The organism is Myxococcus sp. CA023, assembly GCF_010998615.1.
In the GTDB taxonomy this organism is placed as follows: domain Bacteria; phylum Myxococcota; class Myxococcia; order Myxococcales; family Myxococcaceae; genus Myxococcus.
This window is the reverse complement of sequence record NZ_JAAEAH010000085.1, coordinates 1-15,118: the sequence shown is the minus strand read 5'-3', so window position 1 is coordinate 15,118 and position 15,118 is coordinate 1. Positions and strand designations below refer to the sequence as shown.

Annotated in this window: 13 protein-coding genes; 6 read left to right on the top strand and 7 right to left on the bottom strand. The window is 70.1% G+C overall.

From position 1 onward, the window contains the following. Positions 1-119: 119 nt before the first annotated feature. From bioB to F8M74_RS30370, 5 genes are all read left to right on the top strand, one after another. Positions 120-1,160 carry a biotin synthase BioB gene (bioB, locus tag F8M74_RS30390; protein WP_141257692.1) on the top strand — a complete coding sequence of 347 codons (1,041 nt, stop codon included), beginning with the start codon at positions 120-122 and terminating at the stop codon, positions 1,158-1,160. A gap of 6 nt (positions 1,161-1,166) precedes the next feature. Then, positions 1,167-2,342 (top strand): 8-amino-7-oxononanoate synthase, encoded by a 1,176-nt coding sequence (gene bioF / locus F8M74_RS30385; protein WP_141257693.1) that lies wholly within the window; start codon positions 1,167-1,169, stop codon positions 2,340-2,342. Beyond that, positions 2,335-3,018, top strand: a complete 684-nt coding sequence (gene bioD / locus F8M74_RS30380) for a dethiobiotin synthase (RefSeq protein WP_141257694.1) — start codon at positions 2,335-2,337, stop codon at positions 3,016-3,018. Before bioF ends, bioD begins: the two co-directional genes overlap by 8 nt. Before the next feature lie 132 nt (positions 3,019-3,150). Further along, a complete protein-coding gene (locus tag F8M74_RS30375) occupies positions 3,151-3,429 on the top strand; it encodes a hypothetical protein (RefSeq protein ID WP_141257695.1) in 279 nt (92 codons plus the stop codon). Beyond that, the gene (locus F8M74_RS30370; protein WP_141257696.1) at positions 3,426-4,592 is read left to right on the top strand and encodes a pyridoxal phosphate-dependent aminotransferase; all 1,167 of its coding nucleotides are present in this window, start codon (positions 3,426-3,428) and stop codon (positions 4,590-4,592) included. The genes F8M74_RS30375 and F8M74_RS30370 overlap by 4 nt, the downstream gene beginning before the upstream one ends. Positions 4,593-4,604: 12 nt before the next feature. Here F8M74_RS30370 and F8M74_RS30365 read toward each other — a convergent pair whose 3' ends face one another. The 3 genes from F8M74_RS30365 to F8M74_RS30355 all read right to left on the bottom strand — a co-directional run bounded on the left by F8M74_RS30365 (position 4,605) and on the right by F8M74_RS30355 (position 8,791). Continuing rightward, on the bottom strand, positions 4,605-6,035 hold the full coding sequence (locus tag F8M74_RS30365; protein ID WP_141257697.1) for an ABC transporter substrate-binding protein: 1,431 nt from the start codon (positions 6,033-6,035) through the stop codon (positions 4,605-4,607). Next, positions 6,035-6,853 (bottom strand): hypothetical protein, encoded by an 819-nt coding sequence (locus F8M74_RS30360; RefSeq protein ID WP_141257698.1) that lies wholly within the window; start codon positions 6,851-6,853, stop codon positions 6,035-6,037. Before F8M74_RS30360 ends, F8M74_RS30365 begins: the two co-directional genes overlap by 1 nt. Before the next feature lie 144 nt (positions 6,854-6,997). Then, positions 6,998-8,791: a phosphoenolpyruvate carboxykinase (GTP) gene (locus F8M74_RS30355; RefSeq protein ID WP_141257699.1), complete on the bottom strand. Its 1,794-nt coding sequence runs from the start codon at positions 8,789-8,791 to the stop codon at positions 6,998-7,000. A 210-nt stretch (positions 8,792-9,001) separates the two neighbouring features. On the opposite strand from F8M74_RS30355, the gene F8M74_RS30350 reads away from it, so the two are divergent. Then, positions 9,002-10,858, top strand: coding sequence for an SLC13 family permease (locus F8M74_RS30350; protein WP_141257700.1), 1,857 nt, complete (start codon positions 9,002-9,004; stop codon positions 10,856-10,858). Between the two features lie 4 nt (positions 10,859-10,862). Here F8M74_RS30350 and F8M74_RS30345 read toward each other — a convergent pair whose 3' ends face one another. The 4 genes from F8M74_RS30345 to F8M74_RS30330 are packed head-to-tail and all read right to left on the bottom strand — an operon-like array spanning position 10,863 to position 14,912. Next, on the bottom strand, positions 10,863-11,486 hold the full coding sequence (locus tag F8M74_RS30345) for a tRNA-(ms[2]io[6]A)-hydroxylase (protein ID WP_141257701.1): 624 nt from the start codon (positions 11,484-11,486) through the stop codon (positions 10,863-10,865). 28 nt (positions 11,487-11,514) lie between these two features. Beyond that, positions 11,515-12,351 carry a GNAT family N-acetyltransferase gene (locus F8M74_RS30340; RefSeq protein WP_163884634.1) on the bottom strand — a complete coding sequence of 279 codons (837 nt, stop codon included), beginning with the start codon at positions 12,349-12,351 and terminating at the stop codon, positions 11,515-11,517. A gap of 40 nt (positions 12,352-12,391) precedes the next feature. After that, entirely contained in the window at positions 12,392-13,045 is a 654-nt protein-coding gene (locus F8M74_RS30335; RefSeq protein ID WP_163884632.1) for an AgmX/PglI C-terminal domain-containing protein, read from the bottom strand. Positions 13,046-13,073: 28 nt separating this feature from the next. Further along, positions 13,074-14,912, bottom strand: a complete 1,839-nt coding sequence (locus F8M74_RS30330; protein WP_141259158.1) for a patatin-like phospholipase family protein — start codon at positions 14,910-14,912, stop codon at positions 13,074-13,076. Positions 14,913-15,118 lie beyond the last annotated feature (206 nt).

The following is a 15,118-nucleotide window of genomic DNA, read 5'->3' as shown; positions in this document are numbered from 1 at the left end:
CTGAGCCCCTCCCGAGGGGCGATGGACCCTGGAAAGTCGTCAACCTGCCTGCTCGCGGGCGTTGACAACCTTCCGGGGTCCACGCACGTTCGGGCCCTCATCCGTCCGTAGAGGAGCCCATGCCCGATACCGCCACTGTCTCCAGCGAGAGCGAGTTCTCCGGTCACGCCCACGTCGCCGCGCCGCCACCGGCGGGCGTGGACGTGCGCCATGACTGGTCGCTGTCGGAGGTGAGGGCCCTCTATGAGCTCCCCCTGCTGGACCTGGTGCACAAGGCCCAGACGGTCCACCGGGCCGTGTTCGTGGACAACAAGGTCCAGCTCTGTTCACTGCTGTCCATCAAGACGGGCGGCTGCCCGGAGGACTGCTCGTACTGCCCGCAGGCGGCTCGCTACAAGACGGGCGTCAAGGCGGAGAAGTTGATGGCCGTGCCGGACGTGCTGGATGCCGCGTCCAAGGCCCGCGCCGCCGGAGCCACCCGTTTCTGCATGGGCGCCGCGTGGCGCGAGGTGAAGGACGGTCCGCAGTTCGACAGCGTGCTGGAGATGGTGCGCGGCGTGCGCGCGCTGGGCATGGAGGCGTGCGCCACCCTGGGCATGCTCTCCGAGAGCCAGGCGAAGCGCCTGCGCGAGGCCGGCCTGTCCGCGTACAACCACAACCTGGACACGTCGCCCGAGCACTACGGCGACATCATCTCCACCCGCACCTATGAAGATCGCCTGCGCACGCTCAACCGCGTGCGCGACGCCGGCATCTCCGTGTGCTGCGGCGGCATCATCGGCATGGGCGAGTCGGTGGATGACCGCTGCAACCTGCTGCGCACCCTGGCCAACCAGGAGCACCACCCGGAGTCGGTGCCCATCAACGCGCTGGTGGCCGTGGAGGGTACGCCGCTGCAGGAGCAGCAGCGCGTGGAGACGGTGGACATGGTGCGCACCATCGCCACCGCGCGCATCCTGATGCCCCAGTCCATGGTGCGCCTGTCCGCGGGCCGGCAGCAGATGAACGACGAGGCGCAGCTGCTGTGCATGATGGCGGGCGCCAACTCGCTCTTCTTCGGCGAGAAGCTGCTCACCACCGGCAACCCCGAGTACACCCAGGACATGGCCCTGCTGGAGAAGGCGGGAATCCGCCCCCTGGAGCCGCGTCAGGAAGGCTGAGCCACCGTGAGTGATGAAGCCGTCGCGGCGGCGTGGGCCCGGGAGGACCTGGAGGCCCTGTCCGAGCGCGGCCTGCGCCGATACCTGGAGCCCCTGGATTCGCCCCAGGGGCCCGTGGTGCGCGTGGGGGGCGAGACGCTCGTCAACTTCTCGTCCAATGACTACCTGGGGCTGGCCGCGTCGCCCACCGTGCGTGCCGCGGCGCTGGCCGCCGTGGAGCGCTACGGCGTGGGCACCGGTGCCAGCCGGTTGGTGGTGGGCGACACCGCCGCGCATCACCGGTTGGAAACGCGGCTGGCCGCCTTCGAACGTGCGGAGGCTGTGCGCCTGTTCAACAGCGGCTACGCCGCCAACACCGGCATCATCCCCGCGCTGGTGGGGCCCGAGGACGCCGTCTTTTCCGATGCCCTCAACCACGCCTCGCTCGTGGATGGCTGCCGGCTGTCACGCGCCCGCGTCTGCGTCTATCCACACGCGGACGTGGAGGCGTTGGAGCGCGCCCTGGCGGAGACGCCCGCACGCCGCAAGCTGGTGGTGACGGACACGGTCTTCTCCATGGACGGAGACGTGGCCCCGCTGCGCGACATCGTCGCCGCGTGCCGGGCCCACGGCGCCGCGCTGATGGTGGACGAAGCGCATGCCACCGGCGTGCTGGGCGCCCGCGGCGCGGGCCTCTGCGATGAGCTGGGGTTGGAGAACGAGGTGGACCTGCGCATGGGCACGCTGAGCAAGGCGCTGGGCGTCATGGGCGCATACGTGGCGACCTCACGCGAGGTGGCGGACCTGCTGGTCTCCCGCGCGCGTCCCTTCGTCTTCTCCACCGCGCTGCCCGCGCACCTGTGCGCCGCCTCCGAGGCCGCCGTGGACGCCGTGGAGGGCGACCCGGACCTGCGCGAGCGGCTGTGGCGCAACATCCGTCGCTTCGCGGACGGCCTGCGCGGCTTGGGCGTGCGCGCCGAGCCTCGCAGCGCCGTGTTCCCCATCATCCTCGGCGAGCCCGAGCGTGCGCTGGACGCCGCGCGCCGCCTGCGCGAGGTGGGCGTGCTGGTGAAGGCCATCCGCCCGCCCACCGTCCCCGAGGGCACCAGCCGCCTGCGCTTCTGCCTGTCCGCTTCCCATACCGTGGGCCACGTGGACCTGGCGCTGGAGGCGCTGCGCACCGTGGGAGTCCGCCGTGGCTGAGCGTGGCAAGCCGTTCCAGATTTTCGTGACGGGCACGGACACCGGCGTGGGGAAGACGCAGGCGTCGTGCGCGCTCCTGTCGCTGCTGGCGGACGCGGGGCTGCGGCCCCAGGGCTTCAAGCCCTACGAGAGCGGCTGCGCGTCCCTGCGTGCGCCCGCGGACGCGCTGGCCCTGCGCGCGGCGGCGGGCAGCTCGCTGAGCGTGGATGAAGTGTGTCCCCACCGCTTCCGTCTGCCTGTCGCGCCCGGCGTGGCCGCCAGTCGCCTGGGACGCGAGCCCGACTGGAACGTCACGCTGGCCGCATGGCGGCGGCTGCGTGGGGGCAACGCCGTGGTGGAGGGGGCAGGGGGCCTGTTCGTGCCGTTGGACTCGAAGCACGACGTCATCGACCTCATCGCCACCTTGCGCCTGCCGGTGCTGCTGGTTGCGCGCGCGGGGCTGGGCACGCTCAACCACACCGCGCTGTCGCTCCAGGCGCTGGCCGCGCGCCGCATTCCCGTGCGGGCCGTGCTGCTGTCGCGTGGGACGTCCGCGAAGGATGTTTCGGAGCGCGACAACCGGCGGCTCCTGGAGGCGCGCCACGGCGTCCCGGTGCTGGGACCGGTGCCCTATCTGCCCGATGCGCGGCGGCGCCACGCCGCGTTCCGCCACGCGCTGCGGCCGCTGCTGCCCTGAACGCGCGGAGGCCGGAAATTCGGCCTCCGGCGCGTTTCGGTTTCAGGGCCAGTGCTACAGGTCGCGCAAGTTTTCGGGACATGCGGCCGTGAAATGGACGTGCCGTTTTTTCCGCGCGAGAACGCCTCACGAATGGCGGACATCATCGATCTCACGTTCCTCGCGGACGTCCGGCGGCTGTACAAGAAGCTCATGGACCAGAGGGGGCTTTCTTACTTCCTGCAAAAGGAAGGGCCTCGGCTCTTTCACATCGAGCCCTCCAAGGTGGAGCTCGTGCTCCGGACCGCTCTGCGCGCTCGCGACCCTCAACTTCCTCGGCCTCACGACAAGGCTATCGAGCACTGCCGCAAGGAGGTTCGCCGCGACCTGATTCGTCGTGTCGCGAACGCCATGCTGCAAACGGGCCTGTGAGCGGCTTCTCCGCGCGGACGGACTTCGCACGGACACCCAACCCGCTGGCACTGGCGCTCGAAAGGCACCGCGCCAGCGGCCGTCTCCTCCTGGACCTGACGGAATCCAACCCCACGCGTGTGGGGTTGCCCCTGCCGGACGCGGCGCTCCTGGCCCCCGAGGACGCCTTCACCTACGAACCCGAGTCCCTGGGGCTCGCCTCCGCGCGACAGGCGCTGGTGGCGGACTTCACGGCGCGGGGCACCCCGGTCTCCGAAGCGCACCTGCTGCTGACCTCCAGCACCAGTGAAGCCTACGGCTGGCTCTTCAAGCTCCTGTGCGAGCCAGGGGACAACGTTCTCGTTCCGGCCCCCTGCTACCCCCTCTTCGAGCACCTCGCGCGTCTGGAGGGCGTCCAGACGCGCTCCTACGCCTTGCCCCGCGCGCACGGCTTCGGCCTGGACGCGGGGGAGGTGGCGGCGGCGTGCGACGGGCGCACTCGCGCGGTGCTGGTGGTGAACCCCGGAAACCCCACCGGCCACTTCCTGCACGAAGGCGAGCTGGCGGCGCTGGCGGACGTGTGTGCCCGCCGCCAACTGGCGCTCGTCTGCGATGAGGTCTTCGCCCCCTTCGCCTGGGCGCCCGCGCCCGGGCGCGTGGCCTCCGTGGCGGGGCGCGCGCTGCCGATGCTCACCTTCGCCCTGGGCGGCCTCTCCAAGTCCGTGGGGTTGCCCGGCCTCAAGCTGGCGTGGACGCACGTGGGCGGGCCCGCGGCCCTCCGTGACGAGGCGCTGGCTCGGCTGGAGTGGGTGGGGGACACGTACCTGCCCGTGGGCACGCCCGTGCAGCGGGCCCTGCCTGCGCTCCTGGCCCACGGGCCGCGCTTCCAGGCGGCGGTGCTGGAGCGGGTGAGGGGCAACCGCCAGCACCTGCTCGCGGCCCGGCCTCGCGACGCCCACTGGGACGTGGTGCCGGCGGAGGGCGGGTGGAGCGCGGTGGTGCGGATTCCGAGGGCGCCCGGCGAGGAGGCCACCTGCCTGGCCCTGCTGGACGCGGGCGTGCGGGTGCAGCCGGGCTACTTCTACGACTTCGGCGGCGGCGCCTTCCTCGTGCTGTCGCTGCTGCCTCAGCCCGAGGATTTCGCCGCCGCCGTCGAGGTGCTCGCGCGGACGTTGGGGCCCTGAGGCCCCGTCACGTCACTCCGTGGGCGGCGCGATGAGCTGCACCGTCTGGAACCCGCCGTCCTTCACGCGGAACAGCTCGTACTCGGACGGCGCCTCGCCCGTGGCGTCGAAGTCGAGGTCGCCGCTGGCGCCCGTCACGTTGATGACCTGTCCATTGCGGATGGCCGCGCGAGCGCCCGCGAAGCCCTCCGTGCCCAGGTTGTAGTTCAGGGACGTGCCGGCCTCGCCCGGCGTCACGAGCGCCAGGCCGTCCGCCATGCGCGCGCCGGTGATGGCCTGCGGGTTGTTGACGTCGGGACCGGCGGCATACGCGGCGCCGAGCGCCACCAGGTACATGGCGTCATACGCGTGCGCGGTGAAGGAGTACTGGCCCGGGTCCGTCTGGTTGAAGGCGGAGCGGAAGCGCTGGGCGAACAGCTGATAGACGAGGTCTGGACGGGCCTGCGCCGGAGACGTGCCGTAGGAATCGTCCACGAGCTGCTCGTTGGCGCCCAGCGCGGTGAAGAGGCCCCGGTCCTTGCCGGCGTCGGTGAAGAACCACCGCTGGGTGTTCCGGCCCGCGGCGGCCGTCTGGTTGATGATGCGCGCGTTGTCCTCGGAGAAGCCGATGAGGACCTCGACATCCGGCAGACTGGTGGTGATGTGCTGCACCACACTGGAGACGTCGGCGCTGTTGCGGGCGTACTGGGAGGACGTCACGGTCCGCTGGGTGGTGTCGATGCGCCCCAGCGTCACGCCGAAGAGGCCTTGCCCGTAGGCGTCATTCACGTAGCTGATGCCGACCTTGGAGATGCTGTCGAAGAGCGGAGCGCCGTTCACCAGGATGTCGCCCTGGAGCAGGTCTCCGATGATGCGGCCCTGCAGCACGTCGGACGGCGCCGTCCGCCAGACGAGGCCTGCCGTGGTGCCGTTCTGGTCGTTGATGGCGGCGATGTCCGGGCTGGTGCCGCTGTACGTAATCATCAGTACGCCGTTGGGCACGGTGAACGAGGACACCGCGAGCGCCTGGGCGCTGCTGGAGGTGAAGAGCATCGGCACCTGGCGCTCACGCATCAGCCACTGTGCTTGCTCGGCGGCGCGGTTCGGCTCCGAGCGCGTGTCGCAGATGTGGAGGACGAAGGGCCGGCCGTTGACGCCCTCCCGCTGGTTGATTTCATCGAGCGCCAGCTTGATGGCGTTGAGCGCCTGCACCTCGGACTCGTCCGGGCCGTCGGAGGTGCTCAGCGGCACCACGGCGCCCAGGGGAATGGCATTGGCCGCGGAGGCCGGGCCGTAGACCGCTCCACAGCCCTCTGGCTGCGGCAGGCAGTAGCCAGCGGTGCACACCTGCGCGGTTTCACAGTCCGAGGACGTCTCGCACTCGGTCAGTCCACCGGCGGTGGTGAAGCTGCACCCGGCCATCAGCAGGGTGCTTCCCGTCATCATCAATCGCAGCGCGCGCATCAGAAGCTCACCGCCATTCCTGCTCCGGCGCCCTTGGGCGCCATCGTGACTCGCACCTCACCCGCAACCGGGGGGCCATCCTTCGGGTAGAGGACGATGGCGGTGATGACACCGGCCAGCCCCACGCCGAAACCGACGTCCGCCAGCAGCGCCCGGCTGCGCGTCTTGTCGGCGAACTCCTCCTTGGTCTCCACCCTGGTGGCGCCGTCGAACTGCTCACGCGCGTCGCGCGCCTGCATGCCGAACAGCACGCCCGCCACCACGCCCGCCGCGCCCACGCCGGCCGCGGCGAACGCGCCGATGCGCTGGCGCTTGTAGGACGTCAGCGCGCGCTGCAGCTCGGCCTCCTGCTGGCGCCGGCTCTCGTCCTCGGCGCGGCGGGCCGCGAGCTGCTCTTCTTCTGCCTGCCGGCGCGCGGCGTCCGCTTCGTCCTGGAGCCGCTGGCGCTCGGCGTTGGACGCGGCCGCGACCTGGTCTTCCTTCTCGATGAGCACCCTCAGCCGGTCGATGCTACGCGCGCTGCGCTTGAGCAGCGTCGGGTCCGTGCCGTCGGTGGCGCCGACGTACTGCTGGTACCAGGTCACTGCCTCGCGCAGCTCTCCCGCGTTCTCCAGGGAGATGGCGATGTTGTAGATGAGCCGCGGATGGGGCTGGGCTTCATGCGCCTTCTTCAGCGCATCCGCCGCTTCACGGTACTTGCCTGCCTGGTACAGCCGCTCGCCGTCCTTGATGAGGGCCGCTGCATTTTTCCCGCGCTGTGCGAACGCCAGCGGTGGCGCCAGCGCGAGAATCACCGACAACACGAAAGCCAGTCTCATGACCTGAGAGCCTAGCGCGGAGCTCCGGGAAGGTCGAAGAGCTGACTTTTACTTCCTGTGAAAAATGGAGGGGCCGCCCCCCGCGCTCGGTGCGAGCGGGAGGCGGCCCCGGGGTATTTCAGACTGCTACAGGCCGGCGGGGACTCAGTGGTCCAGGCGCGCCATCAGCAGCTTGCGCTGGAGCATCAGCGCGTCCGGCGCCTTGGTGCCGAGCTGCTCGAAGAAGACCTCCTGGCTCTTCAGCTCGGCCTTCCATTCGTCCTCCTTGATGGACGTGACTTCCGTCACCACGTCGGAGGCCAGGTCCAGGCCCTTGAGGTTGAGGCCCTGGTCGGCGCGGGGCACCCAGCCCAGCAGCGTCTCCTGGGTGGGGACGCGGCCGTGGACGCGGTTCACGATCCACTCCAGCACGCGCATGTTCTCGCCGAAGCCCGGCCACATGAACTTGCCGTTCTTGTCCTGGCGGAACCAGTTGACCTGGAAGATCTTCGGCAACTGGGCGATGTGCTTCTGCATGTCCAGCCAGTGCTGGAGGTAGTCACCCATGTGGTAGCCGCAGAAGGGCAGCATGGCCATGGGGTCGCGGCGCACGACGCCGACCTTGCCGGTGGCCGCGGCCGTCGTCTCGCTGCCCATGGTGGCGCCCAGGAACACGCCGTGGGTCCAGTTGAAGGCCTGGAGCACCAGCGGGACGGTGTTGGAGCGGCGGCCGCCGAAGATGAGCGCGGAGATGGGCACGCCCGTCGGGTCGTTGGCCTTGGGGCTGAGCGCCGGGTTGTTGGACATGGGCGCGGTGAAGCGGCTGTTGGGGTGCGCCGCCTTCTCCGTGCTGCCCTTCTTCCAGGGGCGGCCCTGCCAGTCGGTGAGCTCGTCGGGGACCTCGCCGTCCTTGCCCTCCCACCACACGTCGCCGTCCGCCGTCAGCGCCACGTTGGTGAAGATGGTGTCCTTGGCGATGGACTCCATCGCGTTGGGGTTCGTCTTGTAGTTGGTGCCGGGCACCACGCCGAAGTAACCGGCCTCCGGGTTGATGGCGTACAGGCGGCCATCCTTGCCGGGGTGCATCCACGCGATGTCGTCGCCGACGGTTTCAATCTTCCAGCCCTTGTACTCGGGGGGCGGAATCATCATCGCGAAGTTCGTCTTGCCACACGCGGACGGGAAGGCGGCGGCCACGTACGTGGTCTCACCCTTGGGGCTGGTGACGCCCAGGATGAGCATGTGCTCGGCCATCCAGCCTTCCTCGCGGCCCAGGTAGCTGCCGATGCGCAGCGCGAGGCACTTCTTGCCCAGCAGCACGTTGCCGCCGTAGCCGGAGCCGAAGCTCCAGATGGTGTTGTCCTGGGGGAAGTGGCAGATGTAGCGGCGGTCGGGGTCCACGTCGCCGGTGCTGTGCAGGCCGCGGTTGAAGTCGTCGCTGTCACCCAGCATGTCCATCGCCTGCTTCCCCATGCGCGCCATGATGCGCATGTTCAGCACGACGTAGATGCTGTCGGTCAGCTCCACGCCCAGCTTGGTGAAGGGGCTGCCGATGGGGCCCATGGCGTAGGGCACCACGTACATGGTGCGGCCCTTCATGCACCCGCTGAACAGGTTGCCCAGCTTGGTGTAGGCCGCCTCGGGCTCCATCCAGTTGTTCGTCGGGCCGGCGTCCGTCTTGTTCGGCGTGCAGATGAACGTGAGGTGCTCCACGCGCGCCACGTCGTTCGGGTTGGAGCGGTGGAGGTAGCTGTTGGGGCGCTTCTCCGGGTTCAGCGGGATGAGGATGCCCTCCTTCACCGCCTGGTCCGTCAGCCGCTTCTTCTCCGCCTCGGACCCGTCACACCAGACGATGCTGTCCGGCTGGGTCATCTCGGCCATCTTGGCCACCCAGGCGAGGAGCGTGGGGTTATTCGTGGGGGCCTGCTGGCCCTCCGCCGCAACATGCGTCGAAGCCATGGATTCGTCCTTGTGGTTCAGGTCTGGAGACAGGCCCCAAACGTTCTGGAAGGGGGGCCTAAATGCAACCCACGACCGGTCACCCATCTTGGTACCGAACAGGCCGCTCCTAATTCCACTTATCAGCGACCGGTCATCCAGAAGTAAACGGCGCACTGCGCCACGACACTCGCCATATCAGCGCAGCGAATACAGGTTGGGGCGGGCCTTATGACCATCGCCATCGTCCTGGGTGTTGTCGTCGTCGCGCTGGTGCTGTTCTCGTTCGACACGCTTCCCATCGAGGTCAGCTCGCTCGTGGTGGTGTGCCTGCTGGCACTCACCGGCGTGCTCACGCCCGTGCAGGCGTTCGAGGGGTTCAGCAACGACACTGTCATCTTCATCTTCACGCTGCTCGCGATGACGCAGGGGCTCGCATCGACGGGCGTGGTTCAGTTGGTGGGCCAACGGTTGGCCTTCTTCGCCCGCTTCGGCCACCAGACGTTCGTCATGGCGATGATGGTGGCGGTGGCCGCCTTCTCCTCTGTCATCTCCAACACGGTGACGACGGCGGCCTTCCTGCCGGTGGCCATTGGCGCGGCCCAGCGCGCCAAGGTGCCCAAGAGCAAGGTGCTGTTGCCGCTGGCGTACGCGTCGATGCTGGGCGGCATGGTGTTCCTCTACGGCACCTCCACCAACCTGGTGATGTCCGCCGCGATGCAGCGGCAGGGCATGCCGGGCATCGGCGTGACGGAGCTGGCGCCGGTGGGGCTGCCGCTGGCCATTGTCGGCATCCTCGGGGTGGTGCTGCTGGCGCCGTGGCTGCTGCCGGCCCGCGAGGGGCGCGGCGCCATGGAGGATTGGACGCTGCGCGACTACCTCACGGAGGCGGTGCTGCCGTCGGACTCGCGCTACGCGGGCAAGGAGCTGGGGGACATCTCGGAGGGGCTGGGACTGCGCGTCATCGGCATCATCCGCGACGGCGAGGCCCTGTCCGCGGTGCCCGGCTACCGGCTGCGCGGCGACGAGCGGCTGCTCATCGAAGGCAACCGCGAGACGATTCTGCGGGTGAAGGACCTGCGCGGCATCCAAATCCGCCCGGACGTGCGGCTGTCCGACGAGGAGCTGCACGACAAGGACTCCCTCCTCATCGAAGCCATCGTGCCACCCGAGAGCCCGCTGGTGGGGCGAAGCCTGAAGGAGACGCTCTTCGTGGAGCGCTACGGCCTGGTGGCGCTGGCCCTGCACCGCAAGCCCGCCATCCAGCGCATCACCAAGCTCCAGCTCCTGGGCCGCACCTTCGGGGAGCGCTCGCTGTCCATGCTGCCGCTGTCGGTGGGGGACGTGCTGCTGCTGCGCGGCGCGCGCGACCGGGTGGATGAGCTGGCGCGGGGCGGCAACCTGACGGTGCTCAGCGGCCACGAATACCAACCCCCGCGCTACGGCAAGGCGCTGCTGGCGGTGGTGCTGTTCCTGGGCGCGCTGGCGGCAGGCTCGCTGAACGTGGTGCCGCTGTCGGTGGCGGGCCTCACCGGCATGTTGCTGATGATTGCCACGGGCTGCGTGGACCCGCGCACCGCGTTCCGCGTGGACTGGCGCGTGGTGCTGCTCATCGGCTCCATGATGGCGCTGGGGCTGGCCATGGAGGTGAGCGGCGCGGGCGCGTTCGTGGGAGACAGGGTGGCGGCGCTGGGCGCGTATGGTGGCCCGCGCATGGTGATGGTGTTGCTGATGGTGCTGACCATCATCCTGTCCGCGCCGATGAGCAACCAGGCCGCGGCGCTGGTGGTGTTGCCAGTGGCCATCAACGCCGCGCAGCAGCTCGGCGTGGACGCGCGGCCCTTCGCCATGGCGGTGACGCTGGCGGCCAGCTGTTCGTTCATCACTCCGCTGGAGCCCAGCTGCGTGCTCGTGTACGGGCCGGGGCACTACCGCTTCACGGACTTCTTCCGCCTGGGCACGCCGCTCACCGCGGTGCTCGTCGTCCTGCTCACGGTGGCCGTGCCCTGGGCATGGCCGCTGGAGAAGGGCTCCTCTCCGGCGCCGTCTCGTCCGGCCGTGGGCCTGCGGGCGCCCACGGGGCCGTGACGGCTCAGTGGATGGCGGCGCGCAGCCCCACGTCGGTGATGACCTGGGCCTCGCGCTCCAGCATCCACTCCAGCCGCGCCTTCACGATGGCTTCGTCGCCTTCGGACGCGGTGACGGCCAGCCGGTAGAAGAGGGACTGATGGCCGTCCTCGGACTGGGCCAGCTCGCCGTAGAAGCGAGCCAGGGCCGGGTCGGTGAGGCCTTCGGCCAGCAGGGACAGTCGCTCGCAGGAGCGGGCTTCGATGACGGCGGCCACCAGCAGCCGGTCCATGCGGCGCTCGGCGGCGGGCGTGCGAATCAGCTTCTGCAGGCCCTGGGCGTAGGGGTCTCCCGCGTCCTTGGTCAGCGTAAGGCCACGCGCCGCCATCAAGTCCAACACGCGGGCCAGGTGCGCGCTCTCCTCGCGCGCCAGCCGCGCCATCTGCGAGGGCAGCCCCGGCAGGTCCGGGTAGGCCTGGAGCATGGACAGCGCGTTGGCGGCGGCCTTCTTCTCGCAGTGGGCATGGTCCACCAGCACCTCGTCGAACCGCTCGAGCGCCAGGGGCAGCCAGCGCGGGTCGGTGGCGGCGTGAAGAATGACGGGGCCCTCTCCAGAGAGGGGACGGCGGGAAGGCGTGGGACGGCTCATGCGGGCGCGGACTGTACGCGGCCGGCCGCTAGTCCACCAGGACGAGCCGCCACGTCCGGCCGGCCAGGTAGCCGACCTTGCGGGCGATGCGAGCGGTGCTCTCGTCCCGCTCGTCGATGCGCAGGGTCAGCCGCGGCAGCGAGGACAGCAGGTGGCGGGAAATCTGGCCCAGGCACAGCAGGGCGTGGCCCTTCTTGCGCTCGGCAGGCAGCGTGTAGAGGCCCTCCAGCTCCGCGCCGTACTGGGAGCGGCTGCCGATATCCACCTTGAACACCAGCGCGCCATTCTCCTCCAACACGTAGGTGCGGCGCTGTCGCACGCGCTGGATGACGCGGGCCTCGTAGCCGCGCGGGTCCTCGGCCAATGGGTCTCGCTCGTGCACCTCGCGCACGTAGCCCTGGGCCAGGGGCAGCAGCCGGGGCAGGTCCTCTTCCTTCGCCAGCCGCAAGAGCGGGTTGGTGAAGGGGCCCAGGTCATCCGCCGACACGCTGAACAGCCGCTGCGTGCGCGACAGGCGTGGCTTGCCTGGGGCCAGGCTGCGCAGCAGCGCGTCCACCGACGACTTGTCGCCCACGGTGGAGCGCAGCGTCAGGCGCGAGGACAGCGCGTCCGCGATGACGCTGGTGGCGCCCGCATCGCTCACGCTGGGCACCACCAGCCCGCCGTCGCCGCCCACGAACACGGCGGCGGTGAGGACCTGGCTGTCGAAGCGCCCGTAGAAGGCGAAGGGCACCCTGCCACGGGGGGCGATGCCGAACTCCTCCAGCAACCCCAGCAGGTAGAGGTTGTGGACCGGGTCCTTGGACAGCAGCCCCCGAAGGGCTTCCGCGTCTTGGGGACCGAGCTGTTCGACGGTAACGGGCATGAAGGGTCGGGGGCTCCGGCACCTTACGCAAAACCGGGCCCTACCGGCCAGTCTCCCCGGGGACACGGAACTCGAAGGGGTAGACGACCGTCGCCTTCCCTCCGCCAAAGGGCGCAGGGAAGCGGACGTCCAGCAGCGAGTCCAGCGCGCACGCCTGCACGAAGGGGTCGGGGATGGTGCTGGACACCAGCTCGCCCGCGCCCATCACCCCGCCTTCGCTGCCCGCCTCCACGGTGAAGCGCAGTTTCACTGTCTGCGGACCCCGGTTGCGTTGTGCCGCGTCCTCGAAACATTGCTGCACGAGCGGAGTCACCGCCTGGATGGCGGCACGGATGTCGTCGGCGTGGATGCGGCCGGTGGTGGATTCGACCACTGGCTCCACCTCCACCACGCGCCGCGGGTCCCCCGAGGCCGCGGGCGGCGCGGGCACGTCGGTCCGCGAGGCCGGAAAGCCGGGCGGAGGCTGCACCGGTGGGGGTGTGACGCTGGGCGGTGACAGGCCGGGCGTGGGGGCGATGCGTGTGCCGGGCGGCTGCGGGGCGGGCAGCTCTTCGGCGGGGGGCGGTCCGACGGGCAGCGGCTCGTCGTGGACAGGGCGCGTCAGCCAGTAGGAGAGGGCGGCGCTCAGGATGAGCACGCCCAGGCTCACACCGGGAATGACGAGCCAACGGATGAGGGACGACCGGTCGGACATGGACGCTTGGAGGATATGCCTCCAGGGCTCACTTGCACGAGCGCTGCTCGGGCTTGCCCTTCATGCACTGGGCCAGTGGAGCGAACCGCGCCTCGGCTTCCGACACCGCGTCGTCCACCGGCTTGTCGCACTCCGAGGCGGCCAGCGTGCCCTGAATCTCGAAGAGGCGCAGCACTTCATGGCAACGCTGCTGGAAGTGCTTCACGCCTTCCTTGAACAGCGGCCGCATGACCTCCGGGGAGAAGCCGTAGCCGCTGGCCGTCTGGAGCTGCGAGTCCGGACGGAACATCCACGACGAACGCCAACTGGAGGCCACCTGGTCGAAGCGGGCGGAGCCCAGCCACATGCTGGTAGCCGCCTTGAGGGCTCCGGGCTCGCGCGGGACGAAGCCCATGCCCGTGCGGCGGCAGAAGGCGCTGACGCTGGTGGCGTCGGTCACGTTCGCCAGGCGCTCCACGCAGACGTTGTACTCCGCGAAGCGCCGGCCCACGGCGGCCATCTCCCCCTGCTGCACCTCACCTACGCGCGGCTGGGCGACGAACAGGTCGATGGTGCGCATCAGCACGCTGACGGCGTTGTCCGGCGGGTTCTCCGGTGACGGCTCCACGCCGCCGGTGGAGATGACCAGCACGCGCTCGGCACCGCGCTGGACGGCTTGGAGCAGCGGCAGTCCGGAGCGCACGCCGCCGTCGAAGAAGGAGCCCTTCATCCTCCCGGTGTGTGACGGCAGCCACGGCACCGGGTCTGCGAGCACGGGCTCCACGATGGAGGCGACGACGCCGTTGATGATGCCCTCCACGCGCTGCTGTTCGGTGGCGTTCGGGTCGAAGTTCGCCGGGTCCTGGTCGCTGATGCCGAAGACGTCCCCGGTGTCGAAGTCCACGGAGACGGCCACCAGCTCCGTGCCGTTGGTGAGCTGCTCGGGGACCACCGCCGCGCGGAGCTTGCCGTAGATGCCGTCGAACTGGACCAGGCCACGCAGGTTGGAGGCAATCTTCCAAATCCAGGTGTTGTTGACGCAGTACAGGTCCGACTCCACCGAGCAGGTGTAGTTGCTGATGAGCAGCTGGCGCGCGGCCTCTTCGTGGCCCGGCGTGTGGAACAGGTCCACCAGCGTGCTGACGAGCGCGCCGGTGCTGCTGCCCGCCGCCAGGTCGATACGCGCGTCTCCACACCCCTCCGGCGCCGGCTTGCCGCGGCACTGCTCCAGCACGCCGAGCAGCCGCCAGATGGCCCCCGCGCTGAACGCGCCATTGGCTCCGCCGCCGCTCAGGACAATGGCGTTGGATGGGCGTCCCAGCGTGCGGTTCCACTTGCGGACGCTGACGTACTGCGCGGCGGACTCGGAGCCTTCGCGGATGCCGCGGGTGAGCACCTGGAGGGGCACGCGGTCCCCCTGGGCATCACGCAGGGCCACCAGCGACGCAGCGATGCCCAGCGTGTTGGCCAGGAAGCGCGCGGCGTCCACTTCGCGCGGTGAGGGCGCGGCGGGGTCCACCGTGGTGGGCAGCGACGGCAGGCCCCACTGCGGCGTCTCCAAGGCTGTCTTGAGGAAGCGCTCGTAGCACGCGCTGTTGCTGCCGCCCGCGCTCTGCTTCAGGCAGTCCAGTTGCTCGAGGATGGGCTGGGGCGCGTTGCCCATCGCGGACATCCAGCGCGCGGCTTCGGCGGGGTCGGCGTAGGCGTCCACCAGGTGCGTGCGGGTGAGGCGCGCCGCGCGCTCCTGGATGGGCACGGGCAGCGGTGCCGCCCGCGGGTCCCCGGGTGTGTTCAGCGCGTCGAGGATGTAGCCCGTGCGCAGGAAGCAGCCGCTGGAGACGGTGGCCAGCGCGGTGAGACACAGCAGGTACGTGGTGCTCCGGTTCATGGGCGTCCCCCCGAAAGGCGCGCGACGCCGCCGCGTGCCTGGGCCCGCCGCCTCGTCGGGGAGAATGTTAGCGCATGCGCGCGTGCGGGCGTGGCGCGGAGTGTGTGGAATGCGACGGCCGTGAGCCCTCGGGGACGGCGCTCACGGCCGCGCGGCCTTCCCCTACGGATACACCTCGCGGCGGGGCAGGGGGGGCTCCGTGGGGC